We start from the raw sequence: 20915 nt of genomic DNA, 5'->3' as shown, positions 1-20915 counted from the left end.
AATATTTATTTTTTTCCGAAAATCCTATCTGCTATAGCACGTCCGGTAGGAGTATTAGCAAGCCCTCCCTGAGCAGTTTCTCTAAATCTTTCATCCATAGCATCACCTACTTCTTTCATTGCAAGTACAACTTCATCAGCAGGAATAATGCTTTTAAAACCAGCACAAGCCATTTCAGCAGAAATAATAGCATGCACAGAACTCATAACATTCTTACTCATACAAGGAGCTTCAACAAACCCAGCTATAGGATCGCATATTAAACCAAGAACTGTAGATAAAGCTAAAGCAAAAGCATTAGCACATTCTTCCGGAGTGCCTCCCATAATTTCAGCACAAGCACAAGCCGCCATAGCAGCAGCACTTCCGCATTCAGCCTGACATCCTCCCTCAGCACCTGCAAATGTAGCAACCTGAGCTATAATATCTGCAAGTCCAGCAGCTGTAAACATGCCTCTAACTATATCATCTTTTTTATAGCCTTTTTTCTCACATATAGAAAGTACAGCAGGCATTATACCGCAGCTTCCAGCTGTAGGAGCCGCTATTATTTTACCCATGCAGGCATTGTAACCGCTAACAGCCATAGCAGAAGTTACAACCTCTCCTACTGTACCTCCCAATATACTTTTACCTGATTTGTAAAATTTTTCAACTATATCTACACAATTTTCTTGCTGTCCTGTTACAAAATGAAATTTATCCTTTTTTCCTTTTTCTATTGATTCTCTCATTATATCATAATAACTAGACATTTTATCAATAACAACTTGTCTATCAACCTTCTGACTTTTAGCTTCTATATCTATTATTATTTCACTCATTTTTACTTTTTTTTCTGTAGCCTCAGCTACCAATGCTTCTATAGATTTTATATCCATAATATTCTATCCCTCATAATAATTTTTAATATAATTTATCTAAAAATACAAAATCTCTTATATTTTCTATATTTCTAATTTTATCTTCTATTTCTTTAGATATAACATCAGTCATACCAATAACTATAATTGCGTATCCTTTATTAGGACCTTCAAACTGAGGAGTTACATTCATATTTTCAATATTAATATTATTTTCAAATATAATGGAAGTAACCTTTGCTATTATACCTGGAACATCTCTATTAACTATAGCAATAGTAGGAAAATCACCTTTATAATGAACTTCAATACCATTAACTTTATCTAATACTATTAATCCTCCTCCTATAGAAGAAGCCAAAATATTAATTTCATTTTTCTCTCCCTTAGCTTCAATATAAACACTATTAGGGTGAAAAGCATCTCTTAATGTTGTTGGAATAAACTCATATTTAAGCCCAGATTTATCGGCAATACTATAACTATCCCTAAGTCTGGCATCATCAGTTTCAAAACCTAGAAGACCTGCTAAAATAGCCTTGTCTGTTCCATGACCTTTCCATGTTAAAGCAAAAGAACCATGCAAATATATCTTCACTTCCTTTACATCTTCACCCAAAATTTTTTTAGCAAGTTTTCCTATACGGCAAGCTCCGGCTGTATGTGAACTTGAAGGACCTATCATTACAGGACCTATTATATCAAATAATGTAGCCATAAAATATCCTCCATTTATTTAAATATAATTTAACATAATAAATAAATTATGAATATAGATTTTTTTAATTTTTATTATTTTTAAATAAAAAATTAAAATATTTTTTGATAAAATGATGTAAATGATTGATATTTCATAATAAAAAAATAAGCAATGATAAAAATCACTGCTTATTAATTTTATTTTTAATATAATTTCTTAGGTATTCTAACATTCTTCAGAGCTTCAAGTCTTTGAACTATAGCCTTTTGAACTTCAAAATTAGTAGGCTCTACATAATCAAAATCATATTTATTTGCAAGTATTAGTGTCTCTTTTTCCTGTACATAATTTCTCATTCTTCTATAAATCAAAGACATTCTAAATAATGATAATTTTTTTCTGTATCCATTAAGATATGATTGTCTGTAATAATCTATAGCAGCAGTTCCTCTATTTCTATTTCCATAATGCTGTGCCAATCTAAAATATATTCTTCCTTTCTCATAATTTTTATAAGTACTTTCTGCCATAACTATGATTTCTTTTTCTACATTAGCATAATTATTTTCATCTATAAGTTTCTCATATATATATAAAAGACTAAAATAAGCATCTAATTTATAAGCTGGTATAGTAAGATTTGTAGACAAGTTAATAGCTTTTTTATACTCTTCTATAGCTAAACGGTATGAAGCAGCTCCGCCTTGCTCTGCAGGATTGCCGCCTTCTTTTTCATATATCAAACCTAAAAAATAATGAGCATCCGCATTGTCCGGATAATACATTACTGTTTTGTTCATGATATATAAAGCATAAGAAGTATCACCATTATTTATAGCTCTCTTAGCCTCTCCTATATAAACCCAAGCTGGCTCTAATTTACCATTAAATAGAGTTTTATAAGAATTAGTATCTAACCTAACAGTAGGTACATTATTTGTATTTAAATTATTCAAAGAATTTGAATATTGTGCATTAATAGATAATGTACTTATAACTGATATCAGCAATATTAAAAATGTTTGTTTCATATTCATACAAATTCATAAAAATAAAATTATCTTTTTATAGTTTATCGGTATAAAATCATTTTACATTATTAATTTTATTATAAATATGTTAACTGTTCATATATTTATTAACTATAGGATCATCTTCCAAAGCGGTTAATATCTCTACTCCATTTTCTTTAACTGCTACAGTATGTTCATAATGGGCAGATAATGAACCATCTTTAGTTATTATAGTCCAATCATCATCTTCTATCAAAATAGAATGATGCCCCATATTTACCATAGGCTCTATTGCTATAACCATATTTGTCTTTAATATAGGCCCTGTACCAGCTTTACCTCTGTTTGGTACCGGAGGCTCTTCATGCAAATTAGCACCTACTCCATGACCTTGAAACTCTCTTACAAGAGAATATCCTGCATCTTCAGCAGTTTTTTGTATTGCATACGATACATCCCCTAAATGAACACCGTCTTTAATCTGCTTTATTCCATTAAAAAATGATTCCATAGTTACATCTATAAGTCTTGAAGCTTCTTCAGACACATTTCCTACTTTGAATGTAAATGCTCTGTCGGAATGATATCCTTTATAATATACTCCTATATCAAGCCCTATAATATCTCCCTCTTTTAATATCTTCTTTTTACTTGGTATTCCATGTATTATTTCATTGTTAATAGAAGAACATATTGATCCGGGAAAAGGAGGATTTCCGTAACCTTTAAATGATGGTTTAGCATTATGTTTTCTTATATAATCATATACAAATTTATCTATTTCCTTAGTAGAAATACCAGGCTGAACTATCTTTTCTACTTCTTTAAATACATTAGCTAATATATGTCCGCTTTCACGCATTAAATTAATTTCTGATTGTGTCTTAATTTTAATAGCCATTTTTCATACCTTTAAAAACTACCTGATGAATTATTATTCTGTACTTCCTGATTATTATTTTCATCATCCAAACTTGACACACCGGTAAAAGACTCCTGAACAATTTTTGTAATATCTTTTTTCTGACCTCCGGTAATGGTCATTTCTCCTTGAATAACAGCACCTTCTCCAACATCTATTTTAGGAGCTTCAATATTTCCTAATACTCTTCCTGTCTCTATCAAGATAACCTCTTTTTTCGCATCAATATTACCAATTAATGTACCAGCTATAGTTATGCTGTCTGTTATTATGGTGCTGGTTTTCACTTTACCATTAGTTCCTATAATTAAATGCCCGTCAATTTTTAATTCACCTTCAAATTTTCCATCTATTTGGAAAGAACCTTGAACAACAAAAGTACCTTTAAAAGAAGAGCCTTCCCCTATTACACTATTTATTATATCTCTTTTTGCCATAAATTAAATCTCCAATATTATATATTCGATTTTATAAAATAGTTATAAAAAGTCAACATCATATTATAACATATTTCTTATGTTTTATCTAGGTTTGCAAAAAAGGATAGTCTCCCCTCCCCAAGGAGAAAATGTACGTATATAATATTTATATCCTTCGGTAATTTCTTTTACGAATATTGGAACTTTATAGAAATCTTCCATAAATAATTTACCGCCATGATATACGGCAATAGCAAGAGAAGGTCTAAATTTTTTTATTGTCTCTTTAGCACCTTCTAATATATGCTGCTCAGCACATTCTACATCCATTTTTATATAATCTATTCTATTTATATTATTATCATTTACAAATTTATCCACAGTAACAGCATTCATTTTTACAACAGGAGTATTAGGAATCATTGAAACAAAATCAATAGTTTCTTCTCTATTTGAAAAAAGTACATTCTCTAATATAACATTATTTAATTTATATTTTTCTTTCACACATTTCAATGCTTCATAAGCATTGGCATCGGGTTCAAAAGCATAAATTTTAGCATCATTAGAACACTTCTTTGAAAAGAAATAAGCAGAATCACCCTTCCAAGCTCCAATATCAAATATCACACTGTCATTATTAACTTCAAAAACATCTTTCACATCATACTGCTTCATATCAAATATATGAAATAAGGCAAAAGCTCCTATCTCTTTAGGCAAAGACATTCTTTTGAAAATTAACAATGATATTATTTTGCTAAGCCATTTATATGTAGATATTGTGCCGTATTTCAAACTAAACATAATTTCTTTTTTTATGTTTTGATGAACTTCAGGATAAAATGCAAGCATGTATCTATATCTTATAATTTTTTTAAATAAATCCTTAGAATATTCATCATCAAGCATATTGTATAAAATGTTAAAGTTATCTGTTTCTATCATAGCCTTAATAAAATTATCAGAATATTCTGTTTTTTCTACTAATTCTTTATTGTTTCCATTAGAAACTATTTTTCTGCATTCTTCTAATATTTCCATAATTAAATCAATCCAATAACTTATTAACTAGATTTTACAACATTTTTATGTACAAAAGACATCATATTGATAAATACCCAAAGAACCATTAAACTTGCTACTATGAGTTCAAATAAAGCAATATAATGCCATATAAGATAATATTCACCATTAATACTTTTTGAATAATTTGCATATTTAAGCAAAGCCTGAGCACCTACTGCCAATGGGAAAGTGTATGCTGCAAATAATGGAATAAACTTTATTCTAAATGCTCTTATAAGAGATAAATAAACTTTAAATGTCGTAAATAATCCTAACCCCAAAAGAAAATTAAGCAAAGCAGTATTGTATGTTTGAAAAGCTGTCAAATATCCGCAAAGACAAAGATTAGCAGGAGCTCCCATTACAGCAAAAGCTGGAAACTTATCATCAGCTAAAGGCTCATGGAAAATAATTCTATAAAATATAAATGGAAATAAAATAATATATAGAGCTGTACCAATGTAAACTATTACCTGAGACACTTGCGGAAATCCCATATTAGAACCAGTAACAGCAGCAACAACTATACCTACTGGAGGAACAAACCAGCTAGGCAGTACATGATGCAAATCTTTTAAGTTTATTCTATGAGATATAAATGTAAATGCAAATATTGTATGAACAGCTATAGCAATAAACCACATAGCTATTCCAAGAGGCTTAACAAATTGTACAACAGAAGAAGATATAACCATAACAGCCATATCAAGAGTAGGTATTGTACTTCCTGCAACAGGATGCTTCAAATCATTAAGAAAATCTCCGAATGATGAAAATATTTTTGTTATAATTGTTAATATCAAAATAGATGAGATTAAAGCACCAATATAAGCAAAATATTTAATACCTGTAAATATAGTCCAAGCATTAAATATACCGCCTACACCAAGTGCCAAGCCTGTAAGGGCTAAAGGCATTTTATTAATTTTTTTTATCATTTTTATTTCACTTTATTTTAAAAAAGAGGCTCTCATAAAAATTATGAAAACCTCTTAATTTTTATATTAATTATTATACGGTTATTTGTATAACTTCTTCTTCTTTTGAAGCACTATCTATATTATCTTTCTTATCCAAATCACCGCTTTCTTTATTATATACATGGAGTTTGTTATAAAGTTTAACTCCGGTACCTGCAGGTATCAAGTGACCTATAATAACATTTTCTTTTAATCCAAGCAATTTATCAACTTTACCTTTAATAGCAGCATTAGTTAATACTTTAGTTGTTTCTTGGAATGAAGCAGAAGATATAAAGCTTTCTGTATTAAGAGCAGCTTTAGTCAAGCCTAAAAGTACCGGCTTACCGCTTGCTGGGGAACCGCCTGCCTCTTCATAGCGTTTATTCTCTTCTTCAAACTCATATTTATCAACATACTGACCAACAATATATTTAGTATCGCCAGGATCTGTAATCTCAAGTCTTCTAAGCATTTGTCTAATAATAAGAGCAAAGTGCTTATCATTAATACCTACACCCTGCTGATTATATACAGCTTGAATTTCTTCAAGTAAGTAAGTTTGTAAAGCTAAATCTCCCTGAGTTTCCAATATATCATGAGGGTTTATTTTACCAGCACATAACTGAGTACCTGTTTTTACATAGTCTCCATTTCTTACTAAGAGCATTTTACCATGAGGTACTAAGTGTTTAGTTTCATCAAATTCATTTCTGATTTTAACTACTTTTTTACCCTTATGAGAACCGCCTATTTCAACCTCTCCATCAATACCAGCAATAATAGCAGTATCTTTAGGTTTCTGAGCTTCAAGCAATTCCTGTACTCTTGGAAGACCTCCTGTAATATCCCTACTCTTTTGCTGTATACGAGTAGTTTTAGCAATAACCTCTCCTACTTCAACTTTGGCATTATTTTCAACCATAAGCTGAGCACCATTAGGTATATCTGTTTCAAACGGATCGCCTTCTCCTGTAATCAAGATTTTAGGCTGTTTGTTTTCATTTTTTACTTCTCTGATTATATATGTTTTATTACCTGTCTGTTCGTCTATTTCCTCTACCATTGTGCTGCCGAGTTCAATATCCTGATATCTAACAACACCTGATTTTTCAGAAATGATAGGTTCATTATAACTATCAAAACTAGCAATAACTGTATTAGCTTCTATAAATACATGCTCATCAACTTTATATTCACTTCCTACTTTAATAGATTTTTCATGCTTAGAACCAGTGATCATTATATATTTATCATCATCTGTCATTTTGAATGTTCCATTATAAGTAGCTTTAATTTCAGAACCATCTTTAGTATTAGCTATAACATCACCTATAAGAATTTTAGCATTATTTTCAGCTAAAACATCTTTTATAGAAGATTTTTCCCATTTCTCTAATACACGTCTGATAATTAAGTCTCCCTTCCTTGCTGTAATTTTTACACCATTAGGCTGTACAACATAGTTAGAGAATTGCTCTATATATATAGGATAGTTAACTTTAACTTCATTTTCTTCAACCATCTGAGTAGCAACACCTCCGATGTGGAAAGTTCTCATCGTAAGCTGTGTACCAGGCTGACCAATACTTTGAGCGGCAACAACACCAACAGCCTCACCAATAGAAGCAAGTGTATTAGTAGATAAGCTTCTGCCGTAACATTTCTGACAAACACCCATTCTGCTTTCGCAAGTAAGAGGATGTCTTATATTTATTTTTTCAATACCAGCTTTTTCTATTATAGTACCTATCTCTTCTGTTATTTCAGTATTAGCAGAACATATAAGTTCTTTAGTAACAGGATTGTAAATATGCTCACTTGTAAAGAAACCTACAACACGTTCTTTAAGAGATTTTTTAATTTCATCACCGTCTTTTATAGCTTCAATACTAATACCTTTAACAGTTCCGCAGTCATGCTCAGAAACTACAACCCCTATTGCAACGTCTACTAATCTTCTAGTTAAATAACCAGCATTAGAAGTTTTTAATGCTGTATCTGCAAGTCCTTTTCTAGCACCGTGTGTAGAAATAAAGTATTCCTGCACTGTAAGACCTTCTTTAAAGTTTGATATAATAGGAAGCTCGATAATCTCTCCAGAAGGCTTAGCCATCAAACCTCTCATACTAGCAAGCTGTCTTATCTGCTGCTTAGAACCTCTAGCTCCTGAATCAGCCATTATATAAACCGGATTGAATCCGTCTTGGTCTTGTCTTAAATTATCCATCATAGCTTCTGTTATTTTACCTTCAACAGTAGTCCAAAGGTCGATAACTTTCTGCTTTTTCTCATCTGTAGTGATAACACCGTTCTGATATTGGTTTTCAATGAACTCTACTTGTTTAGTAGCCTCTTCAATTTCTTGTTTTTTCATTGGAGGTATAAGTATATCCGCAATAGAAATAGTAGAAGCAAATACTGTAGCACTTTGATAACCAAGCTCTTTAATATCATCAAGCATATTAACTGTTACTGCTGTACCATGTCTTAAATATACTTCATGAATGAATTTAGCTAAATCTTTACTGTTAAATTCTCTGTTTTGATATCTGAAATCTTCTGGTATAACTTCATTAAATTTTAATCTTCCAACAGAAGTTTCAACAAAACTTTCTTCCCCAGTATCTTTATTTTTCATTAATACTTTAATTCTGGATTCAAGCTCAACCAAATTATTATCATAAGCAAGCAATGCATCCTTAGGAGAAGAGAACATCTTTCCTTCACCTTTAATACCTGTTCTCAATTTAGTTAAATAGCTTATACCAAGAACTATATCCTGTGTAGGGTTAACAATAGGTTCTCCGTTAGCAGGGTTCAATATATTATGAGGAGCAAGCATCAAAGTCCAAGCTTCAATTTGAGATTCTGCTGATAAAGGAGTATGAACAGCCATCTGGTCACCGTCAAAGTCAGCATTATAAGCGTGACATACTAATGGGTGAAGCTGAATTGCTTTTCCTTCAACAAGTACAGGTTCAAATGCCTGAATACCAAGTCTGTGAAGTGTAGGGGCTCTGTTTAAAAGTACCGGATGTTCTTTAGCGATATCTTCCAATACACCCCAAACTTCTTCTCTTCCCTCTTCAACAAATCTTTTTGCACTTTTTATATTATGAGCTGAATTAATTTCAACTAATTTTTTCATTATGAACGGCTTGAATAACTCTACAGCCATTTTTTTAGGAAGTCCACATTGATGCATTTTTAATCTAGGACCTGCAACAATAACTGAACGTCCTGAATAGTCAACACGTTTACCTAAAAGGTTTTGACGGAAACGTCCCTGCTTACCTTTAAGCATATCAGAAAGAGATTTTAAAGGTCTGTTGCCTGGTCCTTTAACTACTTTCTTTCTTCTGCTGTTATCAAATAAAGCATCAACTGCTTCTTGTAACATCCTCTTTTCATTTCTAATGATAATATCAGGAGCTCTTAAAACCAATAATCTTCTTAAACGGATATTTCTATTTATTACTCTTCTATATAAATCATTCAAATCTGAAGTAGCAAATCTTCCGCCGTCAAGCTGAACCATTGGTCTCAAATCAGGAGGTATTACAGGAACTACATCAAGTATCATCCAAGTAGGATCATTTCCGCTTGATTTAAAGTCTTCAAAGATTTCAAGACGCTTTCTTAAACGCCTATCACTCTTTTCACCTTTTTTAATCATTTCCTCTCTAAGTTTTCTGATTTCCTCATCCATATCAAGGTCTTTAAGCATATCTCTAATGCCTTCAGCACCAATACCAATCCTTATATTATCGCCATATCTATCTAAACTTTCATTATATTCATCTTCTGTTAAAAGATCACCTTTAGAATAAGCACTATCACCTGGATCAATAACAACATATCTTTCAAAATAAAGCACGCTTCTTAAATGGGCAATGTTCATATTAAGAAGAAGTCCTATTCTTGAAGGAGTATTTCTATAGTACCAAATATGAGCAACAGGAGCAGCTAATTCTATATGCCCCATTCTCTCACGTCTTACCTTAAAATGAGTAACTTCAACACCGCATTTATCGCAAACTACACCTTTATAACGAATACTTTTGAACTTACCGCAGTAACATTCATATTCTTTAGTAGTTCCGAATATCTTTTCACAAAAAAGTCCGTCTCTTTCAGGTCTTAGAGTTCTGTAATTGATAGTTTCAGGTTTTTTAACTTCACCATAACTCCATTCTCTCATAACCTGAGGACTTGCTATACTAATTTTTATTTGGTCAAAGTTTGAAAATTGCATATACCTAAACTTCTCCTAATTATTTAAAAATCTTGGTTTGTTTTTTAGTCTTTTGTCTAAGTTCTTTTTCAGTAGAAGCAAGCTGATTGCCATCTTCATCATGAATAGTAATATTAAGACCCAAACCTCTAAGCTCTTGAACCAATACGTTAAAGCTTTCCGGTATACCTGGAGAAGATATAACATCGCCTTTAACAATAGATTCATATATTCTAGCACGTCCTGTCATATCATCTGATTTAACAGTTAAGAACTCCTGAAGCATATTAGCAGCTCCATAAGCCTCTAATGCCCAAACTTCCATCTCTCCTAATCTCTGACCTCCGAACTGAGATTTACCTCCCAAAGGCTGCTGAGTAACAAGTGAGTAAGGTCCTGTACTTCTAGCATGTACTTTATCTTCAACCAAGTGATTAAGTTTAAGCATGTACATGTATCCTACAGCAACATCATTTTTGAATGGCTCTCCTGTTCTTCCGTCATAAAGTCTTACCTTTCCATTAACATTCATACCGCTGAATTCAAATGCTTCTCTTAATGCCTCTTCTTTAGGACCTTCAAATACAGGACAAGCATATTTAAGTCCCATTTTATGACCAGACCATCCTAATAACATCTCAATAACCTGACCTATATTCATACGTGAAGGTACACCAAGAGGATTCAAACATATATCTATAGGAGTACCGTCTTCTAAATAAGGCATATCTTCAATAGGCATGATTCTAGCAACAACCCCTTTGTTACCGTGACGTCCTGCCATTTTATCGCCTTCTTGTATTATACGCTTCTTAGCCAAGAATACTTTTACTACTTCCTCTACTCCAGGCTTTAATTCATCGCCGTTTTCTCTGCTGTATACTCTTACATCTATAACAGTACCATCTTTACCATGAGGCACTCTTAAAGAAGTATCTTTTACATCTCTAGCTTTTTCACCAAATATTGAGTGAAGAAGTCTGTATTCTGGTGTAATTTCTGTTTCTCCCTTAGGAGTTACTTTACCAACTAATATATCTCCTGCTTTTACTTTAGCACCTATTCTTACGATGCCTCTTTCATCTAAGTTTTTGAAAGCAGCATCTGATACATTAGGTATATCTCTAGTAATATTTTCTTTATCTAATTTTGTTTCACGTGCTTCAACAGAAAACTCTTCGATATGTATAGAAGTAAATACATCTTCCTGTACTAATCTTTTACTTAAAAGAATAGCGTCCTCGAAGTTATATCCTTCAAAAATCATGAAAGCAGCAAGTACATTTCTTCCTAATGCCAATTCTCCATGATCTGTAGCAGGTCCGTCAGCTAATAATCCGCCTGCTTTAACCATATCTCCAACATTAACAACTGGTCTTTGATGAAAGTTAGTATCTTGGTTAGTTCTCTGATATTTTACTAATTCATAAACATCAAAATCATCATCGCTATTTTGCTTAGTAGGCTTAACTACTATCTCATCATGTACAACTTTGATAACTTTTCCAGCTCTTTTAGCATGTAAAGCTATACCTGTTCCAGGCTGGCATATTTTTGCCTCAACTCCTGTACCTACTATAGGAGCTTCTGGGAATAATAAAGGAACACTTTGACGTTGCATGTTTGAACCCATCAAAGCCCTGTTAGCGTCGTCATGCTCTAAGAATGGTATTAATGAACTTGAAAGAGATACTATCTGCTGAGGAGAAACGTCCATATACTGCACCTGATCTGGTGAAGAATATGGGAATTCACTTCTATATCTTGTGGATATAAGATTTTCTTTAAATGATCCGTCTTCATTTAGAGGAGCATTAGCATCAGCAATATGATATCTTTCTTCATCATGTGCCGTTAAGTATTCTATTTCATCAGTTACTTTTCCATCAACAACTTTTCTATAAGGAGTCTCTAAGAAACCATGCTTATTAATCTTGGCATAAGTTGCAAGAGATACTATAAGTCCGATGTTTGGACCTTCAGGAGTTTCAATAGGACATATTTTACCATAGTGAGTATGGTGTACGTCTCTTACTTCAAAACCTGCTCTGTCTCTTGTAAGACCTCCAGGACCTAAAGCATTCAATCTTCTTTTATGTGTAATCTCTGATAATGGGTTGTTCTGATCCATGAACTGAGATAATTGGCTTGTACCGTAAAACTCTTTTATTACTGCCTGTATAAGTTTTATGCTTACAAGAGATTGAGGAGTTACTGCCTCCATATCCTGCATTTGCATTCTTTCTTTAGCTATACGCTCCATTCTCGCAAAACCTTGTTTTATTTGTATAGCTAATAATTCACCAACACTTCTTACACGTCTATTTCCTAAATGGTCAATATCATCCAATTGTTCTTCGTTTATGAAAACTTTTATTAAAAATCTAATAGTTTCTATTATGTCTTTATGTCTTAAAACTTTATCCTGTTCGCTTTCAGGGAAGTTCAATCTTTTATTAATTTTATAACGTCCTACATCTCCTAAAGCATATAATTTAGGATCGAACACTAAATCATTACATGTTCTTATAACGTTTTCTATTAAAGCAGGTTCTCCTGGTCTTATAACATTATAAATTTTTGTACATGCTTCTTCTTGATTTTTTGTTGTATCTTTATCTAAAGTATTAATTATGGTAGAACTGCCTTTAATCTTATCCATATTTAATACAGAAACTTCTTTAATTCCGCTCATTAAAAGTCTTTCAGCTAAGTTAGTATTGATAAGCTCACCAGGATTTAATATGATTTCATATGGGTTTTCTGTATCAAATACTGTAGAATATGAATGTTTACCTATTAATGCTTGTTTTTTCTCATCATCTGAAAGTTTTTCTAATGATATATTGTCTACTTCATAAAATAATTTTAAAATTTCTTCATTGGTTATTATTCCAATAGCTCTCAAAAATACAGTAACAGGAAGTTTTTTCTTTCTGTCTATTCTAACATACATTATGTCTTTTTTAGTGTCAAGCTCAAATTCAAGCCAAGTACCTCTGTCCGGGATTATTTTAGCCACGAACATTGCATCTCTGTCGCTTCTATTAAAAACAACACCAGGCGATCTATGAATCTGAGAAACTACAACACGCTCAGCACCATTAATAATGAATGTACCTCTGTCTGTCATAGCTGGTATTTCACCAACAAAAATTTCTTGCTCTATAATTCTTTCAGGGTCTCTTACGGTTAATTGTACTTTTATTTTAAAAGGGTAAGCATAAGTTTTATCTCTTCTTCTAGCCTCTTTTTCTGTAATTTTAGGCTCGCCTATAGAGTAAGAAATAAATTCTATCTGCATCTTTTCATTAGAAGCTACTATAGGGAATATTGAAGTTAATACTTCCTGCAAACCTTCATTTTTTCTTTTATTTTCAGGTACATCCTTTTGAAGGAAACTCTCGTATGACTCTTTCTGTATTGCGAGGAGATCAGGAGGTTCTATTACGGAAGCAGAACGTGAAAAGTTTACACGTCCATTTTCTATCCTATACTTTTTTGCGAACTCTACCCCTCGTTCTGGATATACTTTATTATCTATCTGATTGTTATTGGCCATATTAAAAGATCTCCACAATTTAACGCTTTTATTTTGATTTGATTAAATACACTAATAAGAAGGGTACAAGCGTATTATACCCTTCTTATATTAAATCATTAAATGTTAATGATAATACTCTCTAAAATCTTATTATTTAACTTCAACTTTACCACCAGCTGCTTCTAATTGTTTTTTGATAGCTGCTGCTTCTTCTTTAGAAACACCTGATTTAATAGTTTCTCCACCTTTTTCTACAGCATCTTTAGCTTCTTTTAATCCTAAGCCGCTAACTGCTCTAACTTCTTTAATAAGAGCGATTTTTTGAGCTACATCAAAACCTGTAAGAATGATATCGAATTCATTTTTCTCTTCTTCAGCTGGAGCTGCTGCACCGCCTGCTGCTGGAGCTGCTGCTACTGCTGCAACTGGCATAGCTGCTGTTACATTGAATTTTTCTTTAATAGCTTCTACTAACTCGTGAAGCTCTATAACTTTCATCTCTTCTATTGCTTGTAATATTTCTTCTTTACTTAAAGCCATTGTTTATCTCCTTAAAAATTTTGTTTAATAATTTTCTTTAATTAAATATTAAATAATTCGTCAGCATATTAAGCTGATTTTTTCTTTTCTTCTTCAACGCTATCAAGCACATAAGCAAGCTCTGATATAATACTTTGCAAGCTGTTTGCCAAACTTGATATAGGCGACTCAAGTGCTGTAACAAGATGAGAAAGTAAAACTTCTCTTGGAGGGATATTTGCAACAACTTGTACATCAGCTGGGTTAAGTAAATCTTCACCCATATATCCGCCCTTGATTTTAATTTTATCATTCTTTTTTGCAGCTTCACTTATTATTTTAGCTGCAGATGGAACATCTTCCTTAGCAAATACTACTGCTGTAGGATTAACGAACATTTCATCTTTTACTTCTCTGCCTAACTCTTTTAAAGCAATATCAACTAAAGAGTTTTTACATATCTTCATTGAAGAAGAACTTTTTGCTAATTCACGTCTTAATTCTGTAAGCTGTGCTACTGTTGCTCCTCTGTAATCAAAGAAAACCAAACCTGCACATTCTCCCATACTTTCTTTAAGAAATGATACTGTTTCAATGTTTTTCTTATTAGGCATACTACCACCTCTATTATATTAAACCATTTTGCTAATACTATTCATATAATGGGATCACAAAATATGACTTCGCTTATCAAAACAGGTTTATTGCTAATTACATTTTTATCTTTTTATGATCTATTTTTATACCTACACCCATTGTAGATGTAACGCCTATTGCTTTAATATATTCACCTTTTAAGTCTGTAGGTTTTTTTCTTAAGATTTCATCATAGAATGTTTTGAAGTTTTCATTCAATTTATCAACATCCATTGAAGCCTTGCCGATACCCATTCTTACTATACCATGTTTATCTGCTCTGTATTCCATTCTTCCAGCTTTGAAACTTTTTACTGCCTGAGCTATATCAAGAGTAACTGTTCCTGTTTTTGGGTTAGGCATAAGTCCTTTTCTACCAAGTATCTGACCTAATTTACCAACCTCTTTCATCAAATCTGGGGTAGAAATAGCAACATCAAAATCAGTATATCCGCCTTTAATTTTATCAATTAAATCTTCAAAACCAACTTCCATAGCACCGGCAGCTTTTGCCTCATCTGCTTTTTCACCTTGTGCAAATACTACTACTCTTTTTTCTTTACCAAAAGCATTTGGGAATGATAATGTATCTCTTATTGAATGTTTTTGTAAGATATTAAGGTTTATTGTTACCTCAATAGTTTCATCAAATTTACAGGTAGCGTTTTTCTTAGCTAAATCAATAGCCTCTTCTACTGAATAGAGCTTGAACTTCTCTACTCCCTTACGTATAGCGTCGTAACGTTTGCCACCTATTTTCTTTTCTTTTGTAGCCATAATTATTTCTTCCTTTCTTTCAAACGTCTACTTCCATTTATTCACTTTTAATAAATGGTATGCCTTTAATATTTATTATTCTACTTTAATACCCATAGCACGAGCTGTACCCGCAACTATTTTCTTTGCTGCTTCTATATCATTAGCTGACATATAAGCCATTTTCTCTTGAGCTATTTCTTCAAGCTGCTTTTGATTGATTGTAGCAACTTTAGTTTTATTAGGCTCTCCTGAACCTTTTTCTATACCCAATTTTTTCTTAATTAATGTAGAAGTAGATGTACCTTTAGTAACAAATGTATATGTTTTATCTTCATATACTGTTATATAGGTATTTAATAGCTGACCTTTCATTTTAGATGTTTTAGCATTAAAATCTTTAACGAAAGCTGCTATTTGTATCTGCTTCTGACCCAATGCTGGTCCTAATGGTGGAGCAGGTGTTGCCTCTCCGCCTGGTATGCGAACCTTTACAATACCAACTACTCTTTTAGCCATCTTTACTACCTCTTAAATTTATTTTTTATAGTTTTTTAACTTTATTAAAATCTAATTCTGTAGGAGTACTTCTTCCAAATATCTCTATTTTTACTGTTACTTTACCTTTATCTGAATTAATATTTTCAATAACTCCATTCAAACCATTGAAAGGTCCGTCTATTACCTGAACCTTTTCTCCTATATCGAATTCCATTCCGATAATTTCATTTATCTCTGTCTTATCTTTTGAATCTCTATTTTCAAATATACGTGCAACATCTGCTTCGCTTAAAGGAGTAGGAATTATATTTCCTTCTTCTTTTGTTGTAGCGTGACTGCCTATAAATCCTGCAACTCCAGGTGTTCTTCTAACCATAGACTGTGTAGCATCATTCATTACCATTTTTACTAAAACATAGCCAGGATAAAAAAATTCTTCCTTAGAAACTTTTTTACCATTTTTTGTAGAAGTTACTGTTTCTGAAGGTATATATATATCTACAATTAGTTCTGTCATTCCATTTTCTTTAGCTCTTTTTTCTATACGTTCACGAACTTTATTTTCATATCCATGCTGAGTATGAACTATATACCATTTATAATCTTTTACACCAGATATTTCTTCAGACATATTTTATTCACCTACTGTATCTATTTTTTCTCAAATAACGTATAGCAAAATATATTACTAATAAAACAACTACAGCTAATACTAAAACTAATGTTATTTTAGAAGACATCAAACTTAACAAAACTCTTCCGTCCAACAAAGCTCTTGTCAAGAATGTAACAACATAATCTACAGCACCCAAAAATGCAGATGCTAATACAAGCAGAATTATAACAACAACTGTTTGATTGATAACATCCTGACGTGTAGGCCATACACTTCTTTCAAAAAGTTCTTTTTTTATTTCAACAATAGAGTTCAAAAAGTTATTTTTCTTTTTATTATCCGCCATAAAGTTACCTTAAAATATATTAATTCAAATTAAAAAAGAATCAGGTCAGACAGGAGTCGAACCTGCAACACCCGGTTTTGGAGACCGGTGCTCTACCAATTGAACTACTGACCCAAATTTATAAAAACAAAAAAATATTATCTAGATACTTTCAATTCTTTATGAATTGTATGTTTTTTATCATGAGGACAATATTTTTTTAATTCTAGCTTATCTGGAACATTTTGTTTATTTTTAGTTGTTATATAATTTTTTCTTTTACATTCTGTACATTGAAGATGTATTTGCTCTGTTTTTACTTTTGCTCCTGCCATTATTTGCTCCTTAAAACAAATTTACAATAACCTATAATTTACAAGGTAATCCATTATATAACTAAAAATTAATTATGTCAATAAAAAAATGGAAAAATTACATATTTTTAAATTATTGGTATTTTATGATAATCTTTCTTATTAAAGATTTTTTACAAATACATATTTATGAAAGTTTTTATTTGTTAAAACTATATTAAAAATGGAGAAAGCTATGAAAAAAATAATACTTCTATTTGCTTTAATAATTTCATCTATACCGCTTTATTCTCAAACTGAAAGATTTACAAGATTAAGCCCGCAAGAGTTAACAAATCTTGCAAATCCAAGAAGATTATCTCATAGAATATTTTATAAGGAAAGATCCAAAGGCCCTAATGCTAAGTGGTTTGATGCTGTTAAAGAAGGCAATTTAGCTGAAATTAAAAAAATGGTTGAAGCAGGTCAGGATATAGAAGTTCAGGATACTGCTAGTTTAAAACAAACTGCTTTAGGATGGGCTGCTTTTATAGGATATTTAGACGTAGTTCAATATTTAGTAGGTCAGGGAGCTAATCTATATGCAGGAGATACTGCAGATGTTACTAGCGCTTTTAAATCAGCTATACTTGGGGGAAATATAAAAGTTATAGAATATTTATATCCTCTTTATCAAGGAAAATTAAATTTAAATGAACAGGATAAAAGAGATGGTGAAACTATGCTTATGGTTGCTGCCGGAAATAACAGAGAAGATGCTGTGAAATTCTTATTGGATAAAAAAGTTGATGTAAATATAGTAAGCAAACAGTTAAATAAAAGTGCATATACTTATGCATGCGAATCAAGAAATCAAAACATTATAAAAATGATAAAAGATGCAGGCGGAATAAACGTACGTACTGGAAAAGCTTCATGTCAATAATATAAAAAACTAAAAAAATAGGGCTTAATTAATATTAAGCCCTATTTTTTTATAAATAAAAACTCTTTATAGAGGTAACGAATCCGTTTCATCTTCTTTAATATTATTCAAAGACTTTATTGGTTCAAATGAATATCTATGCATATCGCTTGCTCCATACATATCTATAGCTTTAATATGCTCTTTAGTACCATAACCTTTATTTTTAGCAATCTTATATTTTTGATATTCTTCAGGAAGTTCATTCATCATCCTATCTCTAAATACTTTTGCAACTATACTAGCACATCCAATACTGTAAGATTTAAAATCACCCTTTGTTATGGAACATTGTTTTATATCTATATCAAGTTTAACTGCATCTATAAGAAGCACATCTGGTTTTAATTCTAAATTTTCTATAGCTTTAATCATAGCAAGTTTAGTTGCATTATATATATTTATTTCATCTATAGTTTTTGAATCAACAGAATAAATAGAATAGCATAGGGCATTCTCAATTATTTTATCATAAAGCTCTTCTCTTTTTCTTGGTGATATTTTTTTTGAATCATCAACATCTTTTACTATTAAATCTCTTTTTATAAAATCATTATCCAATTCTAAAGGCATTATAACAGCAGCAACTGTAACAGGTCCGAATAAACATCCTCTTCCAACCTCATCTACACCGCATATATTTTTATAGCCTAGTGATAAATATTCTTTTTCATAGGCAAATTTATCTATAATGGTATTAGTTTTAAAAATATCCATAAACTATGATTCCCCCATTATAAATAAATTCCTATAAACATAAAATTATAACAATTGATAAGCAAGCAATATTACAATTATAACTGCAAATAAAGAAATTGATACTATAGCAACATTGCTTATCTTTTTATCTATTCCTTTTACTTGATTATCATTTCTCACCTGCTCTTCATCAATTTTCTTGTCAACATACTCAATTAATTTATCATGCTTTTTATTTTGTTTTTCAAACATTTCATCCGTAGTTTTTACAAGCTCAGAATATCTATTTTCTATTCTTTTAATTCTCTTTTTAGTTTTATGGCTTTCTTCATCAAGTCTGCTGTCTATATAATTAAATACATCATCATTATTATTGTATGAAGAAGTAGTATGATTATTAGATACTGTATTATTATTATTTTTTAATCTGCCGTTTATAGATTCTACTAACTGTTCATACTTAATATTATTTTTTTCTAATATTTCATTTATAGTTTTTATAAAATTCTCATTGTTTTTGCTTATAGCTTCAAGTTTATTTCTTTGTTCTTCTGATTGAATATCAATTTTTTTACTTACTGCATCAGCAAATTGATTATATTTAGCATCATTTTTTTCTATTGATTCATTAATATTCTTTGCAAATGATGCATATTTACTATCAATAGTATAATTTAAAATATCATTATTATCTTCTATCTTTTTATTTAAATTATTAATTAAACTATCATATTTAGCATTATTATCTTTTATTAATTCATTCGTATTTTTACTAAGTTCATCATATTTTGAACTCAATACTTTTTTTTCTTCATTCAAAATATCTTTCTGTTTTTCTATTTGCTCATCTAATTTTTTATTTAAATTACCAATTAACTCTTCATACTTGGCATTATTTTCAGCAAGATTTTCTTGTTCTCTTTTTAAACCTTCTGTTTCTTTGAAGAATTTTAAATTCTGCTCTAATACTAAATCTTCAACTTTTTTATCTGTCTTAGAAATCAATTCATCGTATTTAGTATTGTTTTCTTTTAGTAATTCTTCTGTGTTTTTAGAAAGTTCATTATATTTATTATTTAACTCTTCATATTTAGAAATATTTTTGCTGTCTACTCTTTGTATATTTTCAGCAAGATTTTCTTGCTCTCTTCTTAAACCTTCTGTTTCTTTGAAGAATTTTAAATTCTGTTCTAATACTAAATCTTCAACTTTTTTATCTGTCTTAGAAAGCAATTCATCGTATTTAGTATTGTTTTCTTTTAGTAAATCTTCTGTATTTTTAGAAAGTTCTTCATATTTTGAATTTAAACTTTCTGTTTCCTTAGTTATAAAGTTTTTCTGTTCTTTTATTTGAATATCTAGTTTTTTATTAGTATCTAATATTAATTCTTCTGTGTTCTTAGAAAGTTCATTATATTTATTATTTAACTCTTCATACTTGGAAATATTTTCGCTATCTACTCTTTGTATATTTTCTGAAAGATTTTCTTGCTCTCTTCTTAAACCTTCTGTTTCTTTGAAGAATTTTAAATTCTGTTCTAATACTAAATCTTCAACTTTTTTATCTGTCTTAGAAAGCAATTCATCATATTTAGTATTGCTTTCTTTTAGTAAATCTTCTGTATTCTTAGAAAGTTCTTCATATTTTGAATTTAAACTCTCTGTTTCTTTATTTATAAGGTTTTTCTGCTCTTCTATATGGCTGTCTAGCTTTTTATTTGTTTCTTCATCTAGTTTTTTTATATTTTCAGCAAGATTTTCCTGTTCTCTTCTTAAACCTTCTGTTTCTTTGAAGAATTTTAAATTCTGCTCTAATACTAAATCTTCAACTTTTTTATCTGTCTTAGAAAGCAATTCATC

Annotated in this window: 18 protein-coding genes, 1 tRNA gene and 1 pseudogene; 1 reads left to right on the top strand and 19 read right to left on the bottom strand. The window is 30.9% G+C overall.

Going from position 1 to position 20915, the window contains the following annotated elements; all coding sequences use genetic code 11:
- Positions 1–5: 5 nt before the first annotated feature.
- From sdaAA to rpmG, 17 genes are all read right to left on the bottom strand, one after another.
- Positions 6–881 (bottom strand): L-serine ammonia-lyase, iron-sulfur-dependent, subunit alpha, encoded by an 876-nt coding sequence (gene sdaAA, locus T324_RS0113535; protein WP_028330751.1) that lies wholly within the window; start codon positions 879–881, stop codon positions 6–8.
- A 25-nt stretch (positions 882–906) separates the two neighbouring features.
- Positions 907–1581, bottom strand: a complete 675-nt coding sequence (sdaAB, locus tag T324_RS0113530) for an L-serine ammonia-lyase, iron-sulfur-dependent subunit beta (RefSeq protein WP_028330750.1) — start codon at positions 1579–1581, stop codon at positions 907–909.
- 185 nt (positions 1582–1766) lie between these two features.
- Complete coding sequence (locus tag T324_RS0113525) at positions 1767–2600, bottom strand: tetratricopeptide repeat protein (protein ID WP_425387441.1); 834 nt, start codon at positions 2598–2600, stop codon at positions 1767–1769.
- An 82-nt stretch (positions 2601–2682) separates the two neighbouring features.
- Positions 2683–3477, bottom strand: coding sequence for a type I methionyl aminopeptidase (gene map / locus T324_RS0113520; RefSeq protein WP_028330748.1), 795 nt, complete (start codon positions 3475–3477; stop codon positions 2683–2685).
- Positions 3478–3488: 11 nt separating this feature from the next.
- Entirely contained in the window at positions 3489–3935 is a 447-nt protein-coding gene (locus tag T324_RS0113515) for a bactofilin family protein (protein ID WP_028330747.1), read from the bottom strand.
- An 84-nt stretch (positions 3936–4019) separates the two neighbouring features.
- On the bottom strand, positions 4020–4961 hold the full coding sequence (locus T324_RS0113510; RefSeq protein ID WP_245580724.1) for an FkbM family methyltransferase: 942 nt from the start codon (positions 4959–4961) through the stop codon (positions 4020–4022).
- A gap of 23 nt (positions 4962–4984) precedes the next feature.
- Positions 4985–5923 (bottom strand): TDT family transporter, encoded by a 939-nt coding sequence (locus tag T324_RS0113505; RefSeq protein ID WP_028330745.1) that lies wholly within the window; start codon positions 5921–5923, stop codon positions 4985–4987.
- A gap of 73 nt (positions 5924–5996) precedes the next feature.
- The gene (rpoC, locus tag T324_RS0113500; protein ID WP_028330744.1) at positions 5997–10202 is read right to left on the bottom strand and encodes a DNA-directed RNA polymerase subunit beta'; all 4206 of its coding nucleotides are present in this window, start codon (positions 10200–10202) and stop codon (positions 5997–5999) included.
- Positions 10203–10221: 19 nt separating this feature from the next.
- Positions 10222–13743 carry a DNA-directed RNA polymerase subunit beta gene (rpoB, locus tag T324_RS0113495; protein ID WP_028330743.1) on the bottom strand — a complete coding sequence of 1174 codons (3522 nt, stop codon included), beginning with the start codon at positions 13741–13743 and terminating at the stop codon, positions 10222–10224.
- Between the two features lie 132 nt (positions 13744–13875).
- Complete coding sequence (gene rplL / locus T324_RS0113490) at positions 13876–14265, bottom strand: 50S ribosomal protein L7/L12 (protein WP_028330742.1); 390 nt, start codon at positions 14263–14265, stop codon at positions 13876–13878.
- A 68-nt stretch (positions 14266–14333) separates the two neighbouring features.
- A complete protein-coding gene (gene rplJ, locus T324_RS0113485) occupies positions 14334–14858 on the bottom strand; it encodes a 50S ribosomal protein L10 (RefSeq protein WP_028330741.1) in 525 nt (174 codons plus the stop codon).
- Between the two features lie 97 nt (positions 14859–14955).
- Positions 14956–15657 carry a 50S ribosomal protein L1 gene (gene rplA, locus T324_RS0113480; protein ID WP_028330740.1) on the bottom strand — a complete coding sequence of 234 codons (702 nt, stop codon included), beginning with the start codon at positions 15655–15657 and terminating at the stop codon, positions 14956–14958.
- 75 nt (positions 15658–15732) lie between these two features.
- Positions 15733–16155 (bottom strand): 50S ribosomal protein L11, encoded by a 423-nt coding sequence (rplK, locus tag T324_RS0113475; RefSeq protein WP_013244493.1) that lies wholly within the window; start codon positions 16153–16155, stop codon positions 15733–15735.
- A gap of 25 nt (positions 16156–16180) precedes the next feature.
- Positions 16181–16768 carry a transcription termination/antitermination protein NusG gene (nusG, locus tag T324_RS0113470; RefSeq protein ID WP_028330739.1) on the bottom strand — a complete coding sequence of 196 codons (588 nt, stop codon included), beginning with the start codon at positions 16766–16768 and terminating at the stop codon, positions 16181–16183.
- A gap of 7 nt (positions 16769–16775) precedes the next feature.
- Positions 16776–17099 carry a preprotein translocase subunit SecE gene (gene secE, locus T324_RS0113465; RefSeq protein ID WP_028330738.1) on the bottom strand — a complete coding sequence of 108 codons (324 nt, stop codon included), beginning with the start codon at positions 17097–17099 and terminating at the stop codon, positions 16776–16778.
- Between the two features lie 41 nt (positions 17100–17140).
- Positions 17141–17213 (bottom strand) — tRNA-Trp (locus T324_RS0113460).
- A gap of 23 nt (positions 17214–17236) precedes the next feature.
- Entirely contained in the window at positions 17237–17413 is a 177-nt protein-coding gene (gene rpmG / locus T324_RS0113455) for a 50S ribosomal protein L33 (RefSeq protein WP_028330737.1), read from the bottom strand.
- Positions 17414–17627: 214 nt separating this feature from the next.
- Between rpmG and T324_RS0113450 the strand changes: the two genes are divergently transcribed.
- Positions 17628–18317 carry an ankyrin repeat domain-containing protein gene (locus tag T324_RS0113450; RefSeq protein WP_028330736.1) on the top strand — a complete coding sequence of 230 codons (690 nt, stop codon included), beginning with the start codon at positions 17628–17630 and terminating at the stop codon, positions 18315–18317.
- A 66-nt stretch (positions 18318–18383) separates the two neighbouring features.
- Here the strand turns inward: T324_RS0113450 and T324_RS17405 are convergent, their stop codons facing one another.
- Positions 18384–19073, bottom strand: coding sequence for a ribonuclease HII (locus tag T324_RS17405; protein WP_038375296.1), 690 nt, complete (start codon positions 19071–19073; stop codon positions 18384–18386).
- A gap of 45 nt (positions 19074–19118) precedes the next feature.
- Positions 19119–20915, bottom strand: a pseudogene (locus T324_RS0113440) (hypothetical protein); the annotation flags it as partial.

This window comes from Brachyspira alvinipulli ATCC 51933 (assembly GCF_000518245.1).
GTDB lineage: Bacteria > Spirochaetota > Brachyspiria > Brachyspirales > Brachyspiraceae > Brachyspira > Brachyspira alvinipulli.
Note: the sequence above shows the minus strand (reverse complement) of the source record. Positions and strands in the feature narration are given on the sequence as shown.